A 17,212-nucleotide genomic window follows, 5' to 3' on the forward strand; every position below is an offset into this window, starting at 1 on the left:
TGAGTAAAAGTGAGTTTTGATTGAGATTGAGCAGCGCCTTCTTAGCGAAACGCCATTGCGCCTTTCCCTACGCCTTCATAAGCGATGATTTGTAACGACTGCCCTTCTTCCAGTGAAGGAGCAATTTCATTGGCGATAAACACAGCCAACAACTCTACCGTCGTATCGGTGTTCAATACTTCGGTTTCGCTGTGCGCAATAGCAAGTTGGAAGTCACCTTGTGAAGTGGTGTATCGGAAACCAAAATGCGTATCGCAGTTGATGAGGCTCGCATGTTCGCTCAGTTCCAAATGACTAATCTCAACCAGATCTTCGATAGAAGCGAGGTAGATATCCTGCCAGCGCTGCGCAAAAGCGTCCTCACGAGCGGTATCGCGCTGACCATCAACCAGAATTTGAATCGGTGAACGATGCCCATGTGCAATACGCTGACAATTGCCGTCGTGCTTTTTTAAACCGTGGGTGTAGTGATAGTAAGCGCCATCGAGTTTTTCATGACGCAAGGTCACGTCAATCGATGCCACATTAGTTGGTAAATGACCTTGCAGAACTTGGTGGATGTGTTGCGTTACGCTCTCTATTGAGATTTCTTGTGCATCAACGAAACAAAAGGCTTCATCTGGGCAATGCAGGTGAATGCTCTTTTCTCCGCGCACGAGATCGACTTGTGTATAACCTGCTTTAGTATTCTCCCTTTCAACTGCGGAATTCTTTACAGGGACAAGCAAGCGGTGATCAACGTACTGATCGACCAATTGTTTGATTTGTTTTTTTACTTTCGAGAAATCCAGCACCATGCTCATCTCATTGAGATCGCCGTGCATTACTACGTCCAGAATCCAGCTCTCGCCGACCATGCCTCGTGTTTCACACAAATACGAAGCATCAATAACCGTGAGATCGTTAACAAATAGATTCAATCTGAATTCCTCATTTTATGTTGAGTCTAAAAATCAAATGTTATGTTATAACACTTGCCGCTTTCGCTCAATTTCGCAAAGTGATGTTCTTTCCACTCTGCGTTGCGCTATGGTTTCAGCTATAACTAATCACTTTATCAACTAATTAGCCCTTTCGATTTAACGCTACACTGCGACTCTTAATGAGATTTGAGGATAAGGAATGCCGACATTTTTACTGACCGCGATTGCCATGTTGGCGTTTGCCGCCAATTCGCTGTTGTGCCGTTTGGCATTAGCAGCAGGTTTGATTGACGCGGGCAGCTTTACTCTTATCCGTTTACTCTCTGGCGCCGTGACTCTCATCGCCATCATGTTTTTGCGTGGCAACTGGCGCAGCCAAATCCCAACGACTCGATTCAGTGTGTTCGCTGGTGTGGCCTTATTTGGGTATGCGGCACTGTTCTCTTTCGCTTATGTAAAACTAGCAGCTGGAACTGGAGCCTTGTTACTTTTTGGTGCCGTACAGCTAACTTTGCTCGTACTCTATTGGTGGCAAGGGCAACGGTTTAAAATACTCGAACTTGTCGGTATTGCGGTTTCTTTGCTTGGGTTTGCGTGGTTAATGCTGCCATCGGCAACACGTCCTGATGTTTGGTCAGCTTTGTTAATGGTGTTGTCAGGTATTTGTTGGGCAGGATTTACCGCCTTGGGTAAGCAAGCTCCCACTCCTAGCAGCGGCATTACTTGGGGATTCATTACCGCTTCTATCTTTGGGCTTTTACTCTCTCCTCTTCTACTAGAGTCCATTCATGTTACGTTGCAAGGCGTAATGCTCGCGGTTGCATCCGGCGCCATCGCCTCTGGTTGCGGTTACGTCCTTTGGTATCAAGTGATGCAAAAACTGACCTTGCTGCAAGCGGCAGTCAGCCAACTTTCTGTTCCTGCGATTGCGTTAGCCTTAGGAAGCGTAATGTTAAGTGAGCCGCTCACCACTCACTCAATCATCACCAGTGCCATCATTCTTGGTGGTATCGCTTTGGTATTTTTATCTCGCTCCCAAAAACCAACAAAGACTCCAGCAAGCTAATAAAAAATAGAAACTTTCCCCTCAACTTATCTCCCATCATCTATGCTTTTTGTTAGGCACTTGTTTTCACAGCACTTTGGACGTGAGCAATGCCTAACGCGCTGGCGATGAGCCTTGAATAGAAATTTGGTTTGGTAACTCCTGCAAAACTGTATCAGTAATGAGATTTTCTAGTTAAACGTTTTCTTGGTCATTTTTCCCTCACGCCATAGCTAACGGGGTGTGAACGGCGATTTGAGCATTTTGAGCCAATTTTGTTTTGACAAAGGATTTACAAACCACCTCTTTTCAATCGCTATATTCCGCCTCCGCAATTTTTTCAGAACGAAATTCTGATTATTGATTGAATAAATTCATCCACTTACAAACATAAGCCTGAGCTAACTTTGAAACTATGAACGAAAAAAGCAAATTCGCCACAAAAGTAGCGCTTAGCCTGACTCTGGCTTATCTGATCCCATTTGCCATGGGTTGGCCGCAAGCGTCGACAGCTGCAACGACAGTCATGTTGATCGCTTCAACAGGCAGCCGTCGTGAATCGCTAGCGAAAGGCACATTGCGAGTGTTGGGTACTTTGGTCGGTGCTGTGATTGGCTTGTTGCTAGTTGGAATGTTTGCCCAAGATCGCATCATGTACATGCTCAGTGTCTCTGTGGTTGTGTCCTTTATCTTCTATTTCCGTAACGCTTACCAAAAAGACCCAACCCTGCTTGCCCTAACCGGTGTAATGACTTTGATGATGTCGAACGGTGGCGATGCAGAAGGCGCATTTATGTACGGCGTTGACCGAGCGTACATGACCATCTTTGGCGTGGTGCTTTACACCATGGTAGGCACATTCTTATGGCCAACAAAGACAGAGCAAAACCTTCGTCAGCTTATTGAACAACTTAACCAAGCTCAGCAAGCGCTGTTCGCAGCGATTTTACAGAACTTCGAACAAAGGCATGCTCAACAGCAAGGGTTGGTTCCTGCTTCAGGCACGCAAGACGGTGAAGAAGACGAAGAACCAAAGCCCACTATCGACGAGTTGCTAGACAAAGTCTTTGCCGCGCAAAACGCACTAGAGCAACGCTTCGCAACGGTGAGTGTCGAGTGCAGTGATGTCTCGGCCTACATGAAAGAATGGCAACTTGCCGTCCACTTCAACAAGCAAATCACCCAAGAACTCAGCGTGGCAGCACACAGTCACTTTAGCCACCAGCAAGACCGAAGCTGCATCAACAACTTCGATCAAGCCATCGAAGAAATTCAAACTCTATTCAAAACCTGCCAAGAGATGTGGGACAACGAAGGCCCTGCCTTTCGCGCGCAGGAATTTAAAGTTGATTACAACCAACAGGCTTTATCGGACGCCCCACACCTTGCAAAAGGCTCCGCGCTCACGCTTGGCCACTTGCTTAAATTAATGCACCAGAGCTTATCTCGCTTAGCAGAGAGCATCAGCTGTATTGATTCTGTGACCAACAATGTTTCGTTCAAACAAGAATTGCCGAAGCAGAAGAGCAAGTTCCTTTGGTGGGATGCTGAAAACTTCAAAACCGCAGTGAAAACCTTCACCACCTACTGGGTGGCAGGGTTGATTTGGATTTACTTCAATCCACCGGGTGGCTACTCGTTTGTTACCTTCTCCACCATCTTTATGTCACTGCTGTCGTTCGTACCTGTTCACCCATTCATGTTGCTGATTTTGTTTACGTTTGGCTTCCTATTTGCGGTGCCTTCGTACGTCTTCATCTTGCCGGGATTAGAACTCGGTGGCGAACTCGGGTTGTTCATCTTCATCTACACCTTTATCGGCTTCTACTTGTTTAAAGGGCCGGTGACCATCTTCTACATGATTGGCTTGTTTGTCCTCGGTCTCGACAACAACATGACCTATCACTTTGGCATTCTGATGACGATCATGACCTTGTTCTACATGGTGGTGTTCATGATCATTTTCGCTCACTACTTCCCGTTCAACTCCCGTCCGGAGCACTTGTTCTTGACCATGAAGGAGCGGTATTTCAGGCATGTGGGCGATTTGTTCTCCAGTTACCACGAGCAGTCTGAATCGGCTTACAAGAAGATGAAACGTTCACTGCACTTGGTGACACTGAACGTCTCTTCTAAAAAGCTCAAAGTGTGGGGGTCGAAGATCAACCACAAGCTGTTCGACAAGACACCGCCAGAAGCGATTGGTGCATTCAGCAAGTCTTGTGACGCCCTGAGCAACCACGTCAACATTCTGATTGCTGCCGAACAAAAGCTGTTAAGTAACCCACTTATCAAGCAGTTACGCAGCAAGCATACCGATTCCATATTACCTCTGATGGCTGGCGCACTCGCAAGCCATCAGGCGACCGACGAACTCGATTCTGTGTTCGAAAAATACAGCCAGGATTACCAATCCTTTGAAAATAAACTGGAAGATTTCTTTAGTGAGTTGGATTTATCTGACTACGCTTATTCAGAGATTGCCGGTTTTTATATCTTGCTGAATTTAAAACGGAACGTGTTCGAAGCGATCAACCAATGCAAGCAAACCTACGAGGATATCGATTGGGTGAACTTACGTCAGAAGCGGTTTTAAAGGTGAGGATATGATGCTTCTAAAACTAACTAAACCAAGCCTCGCCATACTCTCTGTACTCGGATTGAGTGCGTGTACGACTTTGGGTCCGGACTACGTCCATCCAGAGCAAACCGCCTTGCCAAGTGATTGGTCGGTAGAAAAAGCGGCGCAAGACACACAACAATCCGAGCAAAAGCTGCAGCAGTGGTGGCAGCAGTTCAACGATCCAACACTGAACCAACTGGTTGAGATGGCAAGCCAACAAAACCTCGATCTTGAGGCGGCGGGTTTGCGCATCGTCCAAGCACGTTCGCTATTGGGCATCTCAACTGGATTGCAATACCCACAAGTGCAAACCGTATCCGGTAACTTAGCCAGAGCTTATGTGAACGACCAAGGCGTGAATAATGCAGCGCTGTCGTTTGATGCCGGTTGGGAGATGGATATTTGGGGCAAATACACACGTGGCATTGAATCAGCTGAGGCTGGTTACTACGCATCGATTGCGTCATACCACGACATCATGGTGACCATCACCTCTGAGGTGGCACGCAACTACATCAACTACCGCACGTTCCAAGAACGTATTTTGCTTTCTCGTCGAAACATCGAGATCCAAGAGCGCGTGGTGAATATTACACAGGTGCAGTTTGATTCGGGTAACGTAACCGAGCTCGACGTTCAGCAAGCGAAGAACCAACTCTTCAATACTAAAGCGGCGCAACCTTCGCTTGAAATTGCAATGAAGCAGTCGCGCACGGCATTGGCACTGCTGTTGGGTGTCCTGCCAGAAGACGTTGAAAAGCTGTTGCAATCAGATGGCTTTGCCCAGCGTATGGCTGATTACGAAAACCAGTTCAAATCCTCAGGCAGAAAACCTGCTTTGTCTGGAAATGATGAACGTTCCATCGTGCCTCGCCCTCCTCTGTTGGAGGACAAAGTGGATGCGAACCTAGTAATGCGTCGACCTGACTTGCAGGTTTCAGAGATGCAAGCACGAGCGCAAAGTGCTCAGATTGGCGTTGCAGAAACCGCACTGTACCCAAGCTTCACCCTGTTCGGCTCAATTGGTATCGACAGTACAGTACCGGATGGCAGCAGTTTTAGTTTCAGTGACTCGTTGACCATGGTCGCGGGTCCAAGCTTTAGCTGGAACATTTTCCAGTACGGTCGAGTGAAGAACAACATCCGCTTTGAAGATGCTCGCTTCCAAGAAACCATCACCAACTACAACAAGAAGGTGCTGCAAGCGGTTAATGAAGTAACCAATGCGCTGGAAGCTTACGACTTGTACTTGGAGCAAAAATCGTTGCGTCTGCAATCGGTGAACTCATCCATTCGTGCGTTCAACATCTCGATGACCCAATACGAAAACGGTCAGATTTCTTTTGAGCGTCTGTTGAATTCAGTAGAGAAGATGACTCGCGCAGAAGACAGCTACGCCACCATCAAAGGTAACGTTGCAAACCAAGTGGTTGCCCTCTACAAAGCACTCGGTGGTGGTTGGGAAACCCAAACTGGTAAGCCTTTCTTATCAGAAACCGTTGCAAAACAGATGCAAGACCGCAGCGATTGGGATGATTTGCTGGACGAAGAAGAACGCGTTCTACCGCCACTGCTTCTTGAGCAACCATCAGACAAAACACAAGCGGACGATGCCCAGAAAAATAGTGCTGAGCAAAACAGCGCCGAGCAAGATGGGGAGGTGCAGTAATGCCACACGAACTCTCTTGGGGTGACGTTTACTTCTCACCGCTGCTCTTGGTGTTGATTCTAGCGGTCACCGCCACATGGATAACGGTGATAATTTTGAACAAGACACGCTTGTCTCGTTTCATTGCGTTTCCGTCTCTGACATTCATTGCCATCATGGTGTTCTACGTGGTGGCCATCGACAGTTTTTATATACAGTTTTAGGTGCCCAACAAGATGAAAAAACTACTCGTTATTGCACTCAATCTTGTCATTCTTGGTGGCGCGGCGTGGTTCGGCTATCAGAAGTTCGAAGAGTATTTTAATAACCCGTGGACCCGCGATGGTCAGGTACGTGCGAACGTTATCAAGGTCGCACCTCGTGTGTCTGGCCCTATCGTCAATGTTGCGGTGATGGACAACCAAGAAGTGAAGAAAGGTGATCTGCTGTTTGAGATCGACCCAACCACTTACGAAGTTGCCCTATCACAAGCCGAAGTGGCGTTAGAGAAAGCCATCGTTAGCTCTCGCGGTAAAAAGATCGAATACGATCGTTTGAAAGACATTCGAGCGAAAGACCGTGGCGCTGTCTCTCACAAAGATCTGATTCGTCGTGAGATCACTTACGAAGAGTCACTACTGCAAATCAAATCAGCAGAAGAGCAACTTAAATCCGCACGCCTGAATCTTGGTTACACCAAAGTGTACGCATCGGTTGATGGCTTTGTATCGAACCTCGATATCCGTGACGGTACACAGGCAGTTGCAAACCAGCCGTTAGTGGCACTTATCGACAAAAACAGCTTCTGGGTCTTTGGCTTCTTCCGTGAAAACCAATTGGCTCAAATTGCTCCGGGTAGCGATGCGCGCGTGACCTTAATGTCTCATCCAGATACGCCAATCGATGCAACGGTGGACTCAATTGGTTGGGGTATCGCACCAAAAGACGGCACCGTGGGCTACAACCTGCTGCCGAACGTGAATCCAGTATTTCATTGGATTCGCCTAGCGCAACGTATTCCGGTTCGCGTTTCTCTGCATGAACTGCCAGAAGGTGTCGACCTTCGATTCGGGCTTTCTGCTTCCATCATGGTGATGAAGGACTCATCACAAGAACAAGAGTAGGAGTTAAACAGGCATAACCATGGTTATTGGAAAAAAACTCAAAAACATTAATGAAGAAAACAACTTCTTCTATCTGACCTTAGCGCTCATCGGGCTTTTGATCGGCGGTGCGTTTGTACAGGTCGTTGGAGAAGGTGCGATGGAGCACTTACTGCAAGGCTTCACCATCATCACCTTCATCGTCTGTATGGCGAGCTTGCGCTTTGACAAAAATTGGTCACGTTTCCTCTATACCCTATTAGGTACTTGGGTCGTGGTGATTGGTATCAAAGCCGTGCTAGGCATCAAGGAGATGGACGTAGTGATGCTCGCCCTCACCTTCGCGTTCTTCTTCGGCACATTTAAGTCTATCGCAAGGCAGATTCTGTTCACTGGGCATGTGAACACCAACAAAGTCATTGGCTCTGTTGCTCTATTTTTGCTGCTGGGTCTGATGTGGGCAATTGCTTACCTCATTCTTCTTGAGTTCTCTCCAAACTCATTCACCGGGATGGAAGCCATCTCTTGGGGTCAGAACTTCTCTAATGCAGCGTATTTCAGTTTCGTCACCTTAACCACACTCGGTTATGGCGATATCAGCCCTCTAACACCATTGGCGCAAGTCGTTGTGTATTTAGAGGCCATCGTAGGCGTGTTTTATATGGCGATTGTTGTTTCAAGTCTCGTCAGTTCCAACATTGAACATCAGGTAAACAAAAATGGATAAACAATCGGTAAAAATCGAGAGTAAGGTTTTCATCAGTAATATGGTGGAATCCGCAATACGTATCGGCTTGATCTTAGTCTTGCTGATGTTTACATATGACATCATCAAACCTTTCATTCTTCCTGTGATTTGGGGTGCCATCATTGCCGTTGCATTGATGCCAATCTGTAAGAAGCTGGCAAAAGTGTATGGTGGCAAACGTGGCCTCGCGGCGACGACAATCGCCTTGTTGGGTATCGCACTATTGGTTACGCCTTTAGTCATGGTATCTGGCTCTATCGTCGATGGTGCAACACACGCGCTAGACGTTTTACAAAGTGGCGATATTAAGATCCCGGGTCCAAAACCTTCTGTTGCAGAATGGCCGTTGGTCGGTGACAAGCTTTACGAAGTATGGACACTGTTCGCAACCAACCTAGAAAAAGCCATCCAAACCTTTATGCCTCAAATTAAGGCGGGTCTGACTTCTCTGCTTGGCATGGTCGGTGGTGCGCTGGGTAGCTTGCTACTATCAATCATCTCTCTAGCGATTGCTGCTGGCTTTATGACTTACTCTGAGTCTTTGGCTTCTGGCTTGAAAACCATCGCAGTTCGTACTGCAGGGGACAATGCGAAAAGCTGGACGACGCTGATTGCTGCGACCATCAAGAGTGTGTTACTTGGCGTAGTGGGTGTAGCTGCCATTCAAGCGCTATTGATTGGTGCGGGCTTCTTCATCTTTGGCGTACCGGCTGCAGGCCTACTAACGCTAGTGCTGATGATTCTTTGTATCGCACAGCTACCTGCTCTATTAGCGGTTCTGCCAGTTGTGGGTTACATGTACATGACGCAAGACACAAGCACAGCAACCATGTTTACCGTTTGGGTTGTGGTTGCAGCGCTGTCTGAAAACCTATTCAAACCAATGCTAATGGGACGTGGTGTTGATGTACCAATGCCAGTCATTCTACTAGGTGCCATCGGTGGTATGTTGTTCTACGGCATCGTTGGTCTGTTCTTAGGTGCGGTTATTCTTGCGATTTGGTACGAGCTATTTGTGTGGTGGTTGAACATTGAAAAAGCTCAACAACAGCAAGAAGCGTTAGCGGAAAATGCCGAACAAGCTTCAGAACAAAACGAAGCTGGACATGGCGCTGGTATCTAATCGTTCTATCAATTGAAACAAACCGCTGCCCTTTGCAGCGGTTTGAGCTATTTAGCTCACAGTTTCATAGTTTGGTATCCGATTAAAATGACGTTCTTGTTAAATTTTCAATCTTCTTACATTCGGGAGTTGCAATCGAACAATGAACGATGCACTCTCGATGACCACTAATTCAGTGCTTAGGATAAAAACAATGAAATTGATCAAGCCTTTAACTTGCGCGCTTGCTTTGGCTATGAGTGGCATGGCATTCGCGGATGTGACAGTAACCGTTCCTGACGACGTTTCTATTTTGGCGGCTAACGGCGAGAAGGTGAAACTATCTGGCGGCTTCTTTGCTTCAGAAAAATCATTCACGCTACCTGACGGCGTAAACCAAGTTGTGTTCCGCTACGCACCTTACTTCAGCCAAGGTAATGATCGCCTAAGCGTTGAGAGTGACGTTATCGTAACTCGCTTCGACGCAACGGACGCTGAACTAAGCCTACAAGTTCCTGAATATCGCGACCTTCGCCAAGCAGAAGACAAAATCAAAGACCTAGATTGGAAACTGGTTGATGCTTCTGGCAACGCAATTGCGGTAGAGCAAGACAAGCTAATCAAGCCTGGCATGCAAATCGGTCGTGATTACGTACGTGAAGTGGAAGACTACAACAAGACTGGCGGCGTTGCGGCAGTTGGCGTTGTAAGTGCAGCGGTTATCCAACCAGCAACACTTCCTACAAAGATCCCAGCAGACATGAAGCAAACTAAGCCTGCGACAATGAAAGCAGATTCAACAGCTGAAGAAATGCTGCATTTCTGGTACCAAAAAGCAGACGCTGAGACACAAGCGCGCTTTAAAGACTACATCAACCAACAATAATCCCGTTGGTTTAGTCGTGCAGACTAGATGTAAAAAGCCACACTCAAGTGTGGCTTTTTTACTATCAGAATTTATACGCCAAGGTCAGCATCGGCCCATAGAATCGATAAGTAACATCGAGCGCTGAATTGTCGCTTTCATAATCCACCCCGACTTCGTAATAGTTGAATGACCCAGTCATACTGAACTGATCAGTAAACAGGTATTTTGCGCCAAAATCGACTTCTAACAAGTATCCCTCAATATCGTCTACTGCTAGATAAAAGACTTGGGCGTGACTTTTCAAAATCCAATCTTGATTAAGCGAATACTCCGCCCGAATGCCTAAATCAGGCAAAGGTGCCGTAACATCACTCAGTACCGTCTCGTCGACAAACATCACCGGAAATTCATCAACGCCACTTGCCTTAGCGCCAAGCTTGCCGTCCAAACCCAGCGACAGCCACATCACGTGTAATCCGGCCAACACATCCACCGCCCACTTATCACTGGTGTAAAACTGGTAGCCATAACCTAGGCGCGCAATATCGATATTGAGCTCTGTGGTCAGCTTTGAGCCCGCTTGAACCGCGTAAGTCGTTCCATCCACCGTGACTTCAAAAGGCTTAGTCACTGCAGTGCGGGTCGCTTCTCGGTGTAGGCTTCGCCAATCCACATAGACGCTGTGTTTTTTATTGAAGTAATACTCGACCTCAACATAAGGCAGCACAGTAAACTCTTTCAAATCGAGATCCGATTCGAAATCAATAGTGCGTATTTGATCGAGGTAAGGGTCGTAAGCGTTCAGTTTGGTGTCAGTGCGAGAGAAAAATCCGCCCGCTTCAATCTCCCACTCACCAGCGATAGTGGCAAAGGAAGTAAGCGTGGCAAGGCACACTGTCCAACCAGCTTTGTTCATCATCCTTGAATCCTAAGCGATTGAATTTATGTCTGAAGTAAGTGTAGTGGTAAGAATAGAAATATGGAAAGTTGACTCGCTCGCAACTCTGAGTGAAACAACAGCTTTAATACAAGATCAGCGAGTAATTTAACAGTTGACGACTTTAGTGCCAGAGAGCATGTCATGTAACAAACGACGTTCTGGATGACAAAAGAGCAAAATGATGTTCACTAGTGGCGTAAATGGAATCAGCATTTCAATTAAGTAGCTGATGCACAATCGAAGTGAAGCGGTGACTTTTGTGGTGTCGTGGCCGTTCTTCATCACCACTTTAATCCCCACCAAACGCATACCTATGGTTTGCCCTTCGCGCAGTAAATTCCAATTCACTAGCATCAACATGGGGATGGTAAGTACGTAGCTCGCCTTCGTATCCTGTACCAGCTGTAGGTTCTCGCTCACAGAAAGTTCAAAGTCGTTCACAAATGAATTGATGGTCAACGCAATCAGTAATACTAATCCCGTTACGATCATCAGATCGATAAGACCACCAATCATCCTTCGTTTTCTATTGGCAATTGAACACCACATACCTTATCCCCTCAAATGCAAGCTGATGCATTCTATGGATGAGGGTAAGTGTGCTCAATTAAGAGAAGTCATATTTGTGACCCTCTCTCAGAAGTGAGATGGTCTAAAAATTGATCAGCGTTTACCAATATCTCTCGTAAATGATATTGCCACCCGTTCGGGCACGATACTTTTCCAAGCCGATATCTTGCAGTACTGGAGAGGTGTCTTTGATCATCTCCGGATTGCCACACATCATCACAAAGCTGCTTTCTTTAGAAAACGGTAAGTCCGCACGATTAACGAGCTCTCCCGACGCAATCAGATCTGGAATGCGGCCTTGAAGCTTACCCGGAATACTCTCACGGCTGACAATCGGCACATAACGAAGACGACCTTCATATCGCTGTTGGAGTTGCTCAATCAGGTATTTATAAACTAAATCTCTTTCGTAACGCACACCATGTACCAGCACAATATGATCGCTGTGTGGGAGTAAATTAATGTCGTCTAACAAGGAGAGAAATGGACCAATGCCTGTGCCGGTGGAAAGCAGCCATAGATCGTTTGCGTGTTTGGGAATGGTATCGTGGATAAGATCGCCATGAGCCGTTTCACCAACATAAATGCTATCGCCAGTTTGAAGCTGTTGCAGCCTTGGTGTCAGTTGCCCTTCTGGGTTCGCGACGACTAAGAATTCGAGCCACTCGAACTGCTCACTGGGCGCATTCACCACCGAGTATGCGCGGCTAATGGGATTGCCCTGTTCGTCGAGCAAGGCGAGTTTGGTAAATTGTCCGGCTTTGAAGGAGAGAGGCGCACCGGAAACTCGTAAACTGAACAGCTCACCTGTCCAGTCGATTCGTTTTTCTACTTTGGCAAGATTGAAACCTTTCAGTTCTGTCATTGGACATCTCCTTTTGGTTACGCTTACTTAAACCTACGCCTCACAACTGACTATGTAAAGTTTTTAGTTTACAAAAATAAGCATCTAATTCATTTCACATTTTACATACAATTTTATTACATTTTAATCAGTTCCATCTAGAATAAATACTCAAAGTGATAAGTCGCTTTGCAAATTGCGGCAACGTCGATGAAAAAGGAACATGAGTAATGGATACGTTATTAAAAGAATTCCCAGTGATTACGGAAATCAAAGTCGCTTGGGGAGAGATGGATGCCCTGCAACACGTCAACAATGCGGTGTATTTTCGTTACTTCGAAACTGCGCGTTTGGACTACTTCAACAAGATTAATCTGTTGGTAGATTTGCAGACGTCTCACATCGGTCCGGTTTTAAGTGAAACCCAATGCCGCTATAAGCTACCCGTTACGTTTCCAGATACGCTTTTGATTGGCTCACGCGTAATCGACATGCAAGAAGATCGCATCACGATGGAATACCAAGTGCTGAGTAAGAAGTGGGGCAAGATTGCAACCATCGCGACCGCCACGGGTGTGATGTTTGATTTTAAGAACAATGTGAAAGCCGCAATTCCAGATCATGTTCGCCAGTCGATTTTAGACTTGGAAGGTACCGTGGGCAGTACGCATCATTTGGAGTAAGGAAAGAGGCGAGTTGCGAGATGCGAGATGCGAGATGCGAGATGCGAGATGCGAGATGCGAGATGCGAGAGATTAAGGTCTAAATAACCGACAACGCAACAAAGAATCTGCGTCATTCCGGACGAGCCTCAGCGAGCCATCCGGAATCTCTCTTTTAGACGTGCACCAAATCCGATTAGCAGAACGTCTCGATGTACAGCGCTTCTACTTTATCTCTTGCCCACTGCGTTTTACGCAGGAACTTCAGCGACGATTTGATTGAAGGATCTTTCTTAAAGCAATTCACACGAACGCGTTCATGCATTCCGTTCCACCCAAAGTGCTCAACTAAACGGGTAAGGATTTTCTCTAAACTCAACCCGTGAAGTGGGTTATTCGGCTGCTGTTGGCTCATGCTATTGATCCGGTAAAGTGAAGTTGCGCGCTAATCTAACTCAAACTCGCCGTGCAACCTAATGTTTTAACCTTGAATTGCCCTGCGACTCTCCCCTATAGTAGCCCAAACTTCTTAAAAGCCCTTTTCATTATGAAAGCCCTCAACGATCTGAATATCTTTGTCGAAACCGCACGCCAAGGCAGCTTTTCGAAAGCCGCCAACAGCATGGACATGACACCGGCAGCCATTAGTGCATCGATCAAACGTCTTGAGGGACAAATAGGCTTTCCTCTGTTTGTGCGATCCACTCGCAGCCTACGTTTAACCTCGGAAGGTGAGCTGTTCTTAGACAAAACCACTCAAGCACTCGCAATGCTACAAGAGGGGTTAGATCAGATCTCAAGCGCGCGTGGCGAGCTCTCGGGCCAACTGCACATCACCGCGCCATCTGATTTTGGTCGCAACATGCTGCTTGATTGGGTTGATGAATTTATTGATGTTTACCCAAACGTCTCGATCAAGTTAGAGCTGTCTGATAGCTTAACCGATATGTACACCAAGCCCGTCGATATCGCGATTCGTTACGGCGAACCTGCTGACTCTAACCTTGTCGTATTGGCGTTATGTGGTGCAAATGAGCGAATCCTTTGTGCCTCTCCAGAATACGTCGCAAACAATCCTGTGCTGACCAAACCGGAAGACCTAAACCAACACAACTGTTTGTGTTATATGGTGGCTGATTCGGTTTACAACAAATGGACGCTGACTCGCGGAGACGAAACAGAACAAGTTGTCGTAAGTGGCAAGCTGCTTAGCAACGACAGTGACTTATCCCATCGCTTAGCAATCAAAGGCAAAGGCATCGCCAACAAATCACTGATGGACATCAGCCAAGATTTGATTGAGGGAAGATTACTAAGAGTATTACCTGAATGGGATTGTGGTCCGGTACCGCTATATATGGTGTGCGCCGATCGTCGTTTGCTGACGCCAACCATTCGCACCTTCCGTGAATTCATTCATGAAAAATGCTGCCAGCAACGTAAGAAAGTGCTGGCAACATTCTGCTCAGAAAGTTAGCCGACGAACGTCATTGGGCGAATCTGAGAATATTCAACCCAGTCGTTATCTTCTAGCGTCGAGATAAACTGCGCGATATGTGGGCTTTGTAAGTGCTTATCTAACGCTTCTTGCGACGCCCAAATTTCTTGGAACATAAACAAGCCTTCGATCTTTTGATCCAAATACAGTTCGTATTGGCAACACCCCTCTTCTTCACGAGAAGGTTCTAGTAGACCAGAAAGTAAGTTGGTTACGTTGTCGATACTATCTGGGTACGCTTTAATTTCTGCAACTAAATGAATCATCTTGATCAGATCTCAGTAAACACAGAGCTTTCTTCCCAGCGTGACTTCGGCGTCTTGGCATTGAAGTCATCTTCCGCGTGGTAGCCAAGCGGTACAATCACAACGCCAGTGTAGCCTTTTTCACGTAGACCAAATTCTTCATCCAGCACTTTCGGGTCAAAACCTTCGATTGGCACCGCATCAATTTCTAGCGTTGAAGCACCCAGTAACAATGTACCCACGTTGAGGTAAACCTGTTTCTCCATCCAATGATTGGCGTCTTTCAGGTCAAAACGGTGCATGTTCACAAAGTAACTACGACCGCCACGTACCGCTGCTTTTGCCTCTTCGGTTGGGAATCGACCGTCTTTTTCTTCCTGCGCCAATAACGCTTCGATGTAGTCGTTATCGATGCCAGTTTTGGCACAGAACACCAACACGTGTGACGCATTCAAGATCTTCGCAGCGTTGAACGCGTAGTTCTCTTGCGCAGCTTTTGCGATACGTTGCTTGCCCTCTTCTGTGCTTGCCAGAATGAAGTGCCATGGCTGAGAGTTCACACTCGATGGACTAAAACGAATCAGCTCTTTGACTGCGTCGATCTTCTCTTGTGGCAGTTTACGAGTTGGGTCAAAAACTTTGGTTGAGTAGCGAGATTTAGCAGCTTGAACGATGTCCATCGGGGTCTCCAGTCGAGTAGTTTATGCTGGTTATCACTTTAACCTTATGAGTTACAGGGAAAAACCGATTTCAGTTAAAAACATCTTCAAAATAAATTTGAAAATCGCCGATGTAACAAGCTTTGAGCACTCTCACTGAAGCAACACTTGGTTTAAGCAATAATGTCACCTTTGCTTTGTTACCGAACCACTTTCATGCTGCCTCAAGACAACATCATCACGCCCTTTCTCTGCAAAAAACTTGGGCATAATCACCTAAGAATTGCTGGCGAATATTGGCATATTGAGAAGCTGGTTGCCTTGCAATGTATGATGTTGCAAGAGGCACCGACGCTGCGTGAAGGTCTGTTGTGGTGGAGCAAAAGTGTTTCGCTGTTCGACCGTCGCTTGTACATTGTTTTCAAACACAGTGATAACCAGATTCAGATGCAGTTAGAGTGCAGAGCTACCGAAATGCCAAGCTGGGCAGAATCGGTTTATGACTTGCTGCTGATGCAATTGGAACAGCTAGGTTTGAGTGAATCTGTGCGCATTCATCTTCACAACCATGACCTTTACTCTGCTCAATTCGAGCTAGAAGAAGACATCAACCCGAAGCAGAACTCGGTTGTGTTCGACTTGGTAAAGCATGTTTATTTGCTGCTGTCTCATCAGCCAATTGAACAGCCAGAATTGTTGAGCGTGCTTAATGCTCTGTTCGTCAAAAACAGCAATTACGCACTGAAATTAGAACAAGCCGCGCTGCAATTGGGCGTATCCAAGCGCACCTTGCAACGTCGCCTGCAAGAAAAACAAATGAGCTATTCGCAATGCGTCGACTTCGCCAAGAAAAAGCACGCGCTTGCCCTACTTGCAGACACTCAACTCACAACGCAGCAAATCGCTTATCAGTTGGGTTATGAAGAGCCTTCCAACTTCCACCGAACCTTTCGCCGTTGGTATCCGTTTTCGCCAATGCAATATCGCCAGCAATGCTTGGATAACCGCACTCATCTCAATAACCAACCCATCCGCTTGTACTATGCCAAAGCCAATACTCTAGCCGATAACGACATTGACCAACCCGTCGGTAAAATCTGGATGGAAGTGGATAACATAGCGTTTGAAAAAGTGGTCTCAGTTGAGTGTCGAGACCGTGATGGCGCGTGGCGTCGCTACCCAGCCTTCTTCGAGCGTTTTTTGAATAATGGCACCGAACTATGGGCGACAACAGAGCTTCCTGTCGCTCATCCACTGACGTTTAGACTGTGTTATGAAGTCGATGGTGATCGCTACATTGATAACAACCACCAGCGTGATTACGTGGTTTCTAAAGGGCTTTTGATTGGCTCAACGGAATACATTGTCCCGACAAGGCAACTGATCCAACTCGGCACTCAGTACACCTTGTTTGTGGAACTCGCGTGTAGATTAAAAGACGTGGCGAAGATCGATTGCTACGTGGGTGACGCGCCAGCCCCGCACGCAATGAGCCTGACTCAGGACGCAGAAGATTACACATGCTGGGTACTGCAACTACCCCTCACCCAAACGGCTAAACAGTGTCGATTCCGACTCTATGATCATTCTGGTAATGAGTTAGCCAAAGACCATTACCCGATTCAATACCCAATTGTGCAACCACTCAGTTAAATATGTAGCACAGTTCAAATTCAGCACTTCGTGACATCATTTCACGTCTCTTTTGGCGTGAAATGACACTCTCAATTTCAA

18 protein-coding genes are annotated in these 17,212 nt (G+C 46.7%); 11 read left to right on the plus strand and 7 right to left on the minus strand.

Translation table 11 applies throughout. The features are described 5' to 3' along the window. Positions 1–41: 41 nt before the first annotated feature. Positions 42–920 carry a 6-carboxytetrahydropterin synthase gene (locus tag VCHENC03_RS10680; RefSeq protein ID WP_009706458.1) on the minus strand — a complete coding sequence of 293 codons (879 nt, stop codon included), beginning with the start codon at positions 918–920 and terminating at the stop codon, positions 42–44. Positions 921–1,122: 202 nt separating this feature from the next. Between VCHENC03_RS10680 and VCHENC03_RS10675 the strand changes: the two genes are divergently transcribed. The 8 genes from VCHENC03_RS10675 (at position 1,123) to VCHENC03_RS10640 (ending at position 10,078) form a co-directional block, all read left to right on the plus strand. Further along, positions 1,123–1,989 carry a DMT family transporter gene (locus VCHENC03_RS10675; protein WP_009706459.1) on the plus strand — a complete coding sequence of 289 codons (867 nt, stop codon included), beginning with the start codon at positions 1,123–1,125 and terminating at the stop codon, positions 1,987–1,989. Between the two features lie 394 nt (positions 1,990–2,383). Further along, positions 2,384–4,564, plus strand: coding sequence for an FUSC family protein (locus tag VCHENC03_RS10670; protein ID WP_009706460.1), 2,181 nt, complete (start codon positions 2,384–2,386; stop codon positions 4,562–4,564). 10 nt (positions 4,565–4,574) lie between these two features. Beyond that, positions 4,575–6,260 (plus strand): TolC family protein, encoded by a 1,686-nt coding sequence (locus VCHENC03_RS10665; protein ID WP_032802799.1) that lies wholly within the window; start codon positions 4,575–4,577, stop codon positions 6,258–6,260. Next, positions 6,260–6,463 carry a DUF1656 domain-containing protein gene (locus VCHENC03_RS10660; protein ID WP_005453214.1) on the plus strand — a complete coding sequence of 68 codons (204 nt, stop codon included), beginning with the start codon at positions 6,260–6,262 and terminating at the stop codon, positions 6,461–6,463. The genes VCHENC03_RS10665 and VCHENC03_RS10660 overlap by 1 nt, the downstream gene beginning before the upstream one ends. A gap of 12 nt (positions 6,464–6,475) precedes the next feature. After that, a complete protein-coding gene (locus VCHENC03_RS10655) occupies positions 6,476–7,363 on the plus strand; it encodes an HlyD family secretion protein (RefSeq protein WP_009706462.1) in 888 nt (295 codons plus the stop codon). A gap of 19 nt (positions 7,364–7,382) precedes the next feature. After that, entirely contained in the window at positions 7,383–8,069 is a 687-nt protein-coding gene (locus VCHENC03_RS10650; protein WP_005436230.1) for a potassium channel family protein, read from the plus strand. Continuing rightward, the gene (locus VCHENC03_RS10645) at positions 8,062–9,213 is read left to right on the plus strand and encodes an AI-2E family transporter (protein WP_005436229.1); all 1,152 of its coding nucleotides are present in this window, start codon (positions 8,062–8,064) and stop codon (positions 9,211–9,213) included. Before VCHENC03_RS10650 ends, VCHENC03_RS10645 begins: the two co-directional genes overlap by 8 nt. Before the next feature lie 193 nt (positions 9,214–9,406). After that, positions 9,407–10,078, plus strand: a complete 672-nt coding sequence (locus VCHENC03_RS10640; protein WP_009706463.1) for a DUF2057 domain-containing protein — start codon at positions 9,407–9,409, stop codon at positions 10,076–10,078. A 64-nt stretch (positions 10,079–10,142) separates the two neighbouring features. Here VCHENC03_RS10640 and VCHENC03_RS10635 read toward each other — a convergent pair whose 3' ends face one another. The 3 genes from VCHENC03_RS10635 to VCHENC03_RS10625 form a co-directional block, all read right to left on the minus strand. Further along, positions 10,143–10,979 (minus strand): DUF481 domain-containing protein, encoded by an 837-nt coding sequence (locus VCHENC03_RS10635; RefSeq protein ID WP_009706464.1) that lies wholly within the window; start codon positions 10,977–10,979, stop codon positions 10,143–10,145. Between the two features lie 126 nt (positions 10,980–11,105). Beyond that, a complete protein-coding gene (locus VCHENC03_RS10630) occupies positions 11,106–11,549 on the minus strand; it encodes an RDD family protein (RefSeq protein WP_009706465.1) in 444 nt (147 codons plus the stop codon). A 121-nt stretch (positions 11,550–11,670) separates the two neighbouring features. Next, positions 11,671–12,435: a ferredoxin--NADP reductase gene (locus VCHENC03_RS10625; protein WP_009706466.1), complete on the minus strand. Its 765-nt coding sequence runs from the start codon at positions 12,433–12,435 to the stop codon at positions 11,671–11,673. A gap of 209 nt (positions 12,436–12,644) precedes the next feature. On the opposite strand from VCHENC03_RS10625, the gene VCHENC03_RS10620 reads away from it, so the two are divergent. After that, positions 12,645–13,097 (plus strand): acyl-CoA thioesterase, encoded by a 453-nt coding sequence (locus VCHENC03_RS10620; protein ID WP_005453229.1) that lies wholly within the window; start codon positions 12,645–12,647, stop codon positions 13,095–13,097. 175 nt (positions 13,098–13,272) lie between these two features. Here VCHENC03_RS10620 and VCHENC03_RS10615 read toward each other — a convergent pair whose 3' ends face one another. After that, positions 13,273–13,491: a VF530 family DNA-binding protein gene (locus VCHENC03_RS10615; protein WP_005436214.1), complete on the minus strand. Its 219-nt coding sequence runs from the start codon at positions 13,489–13,491 to the stop codon at positions 13,273–13,275. A 132-nt stretch (positions 13,492–13,623) separates the two neighbouring features. Between VCHENC03_RS10615 and VCHENC03_RS10610 the strand changes: the two genes are divergently transcribed. Continuing rightward, positions 13,624–14,553: a LysR family transcriptional regulator gene (locus VCHENC03_RS10610; RefSeq protein ID WP_009706467.1), complete on the plus strand. Its 930-nt coding sequence runs from the start codon at positions 13,624–13,626 to the stop codon at positions 14,551–14,553. Here the strand turns inward: VCHENC03_RS10610 and VCHENC03_RS10605 are convergent. Together VCHENC03_RS10605 and VCHENC03_RS10600 are read right to left on the minus strand one after the other, a co-directional pair. After that, positions 14,550–14,840 carry a putative quinol monooxygenase gene (locus VCHENC03_RS10605; RefSeq protein WP_005436210.1) on the minus strand — a complete coding sequence of 97 codons (291 nt, stop codon included), beginning with the start codon at positions 14,838–14,840 and terminating at the stop codon, positions 14,550–14,552. The two genes, VCHENC03_RS10610 and VCHENC03_RS10605, sit on opposite strands and share 4 nt — an antisense overlap. Positions 14,841–14,845: 5 nt before the next feature. Continuing rightward, positions 14,846–15,499, minus strand: a complete 654-nt coding sequence (locus tag VCHENC03_RS10600) for an oxygen-insensitive NAD(P)H-dependent nitroreductase NfsB (protein ID WP_009706468.1) — start codon at positions 15,497–15,499, stop codon at positions 14,846–14,848. 195 nt (positions 15,500–15,694) lie between these two features. Here VCHENC03_RS10600 and VCHENC03_RS10595 point away from each other — a divergent pair, with 195 nt between their 5' ends. Further along, entirely contained in the window at positions 15,695–17,131 is a 1,437-nt protein-coding gene (locus VCHENC03_RS10595; protein WP_032802864.1) for a helix-turn-helix domain-containing protein, read from the plus strand. Positions 17,132–17,212 lie beyond the last annotated feature (81 nt).

It is taken from the genome of Vibrio sp. HENC-03 (genome assembly GCF_000305755.2).
Classification (GTDB): Bacteria; Pseudomonadota; Gammaproteobacteria; order Enterobacterales; family Vibrionaceae; genus Vibrio; species Vibrio owensii.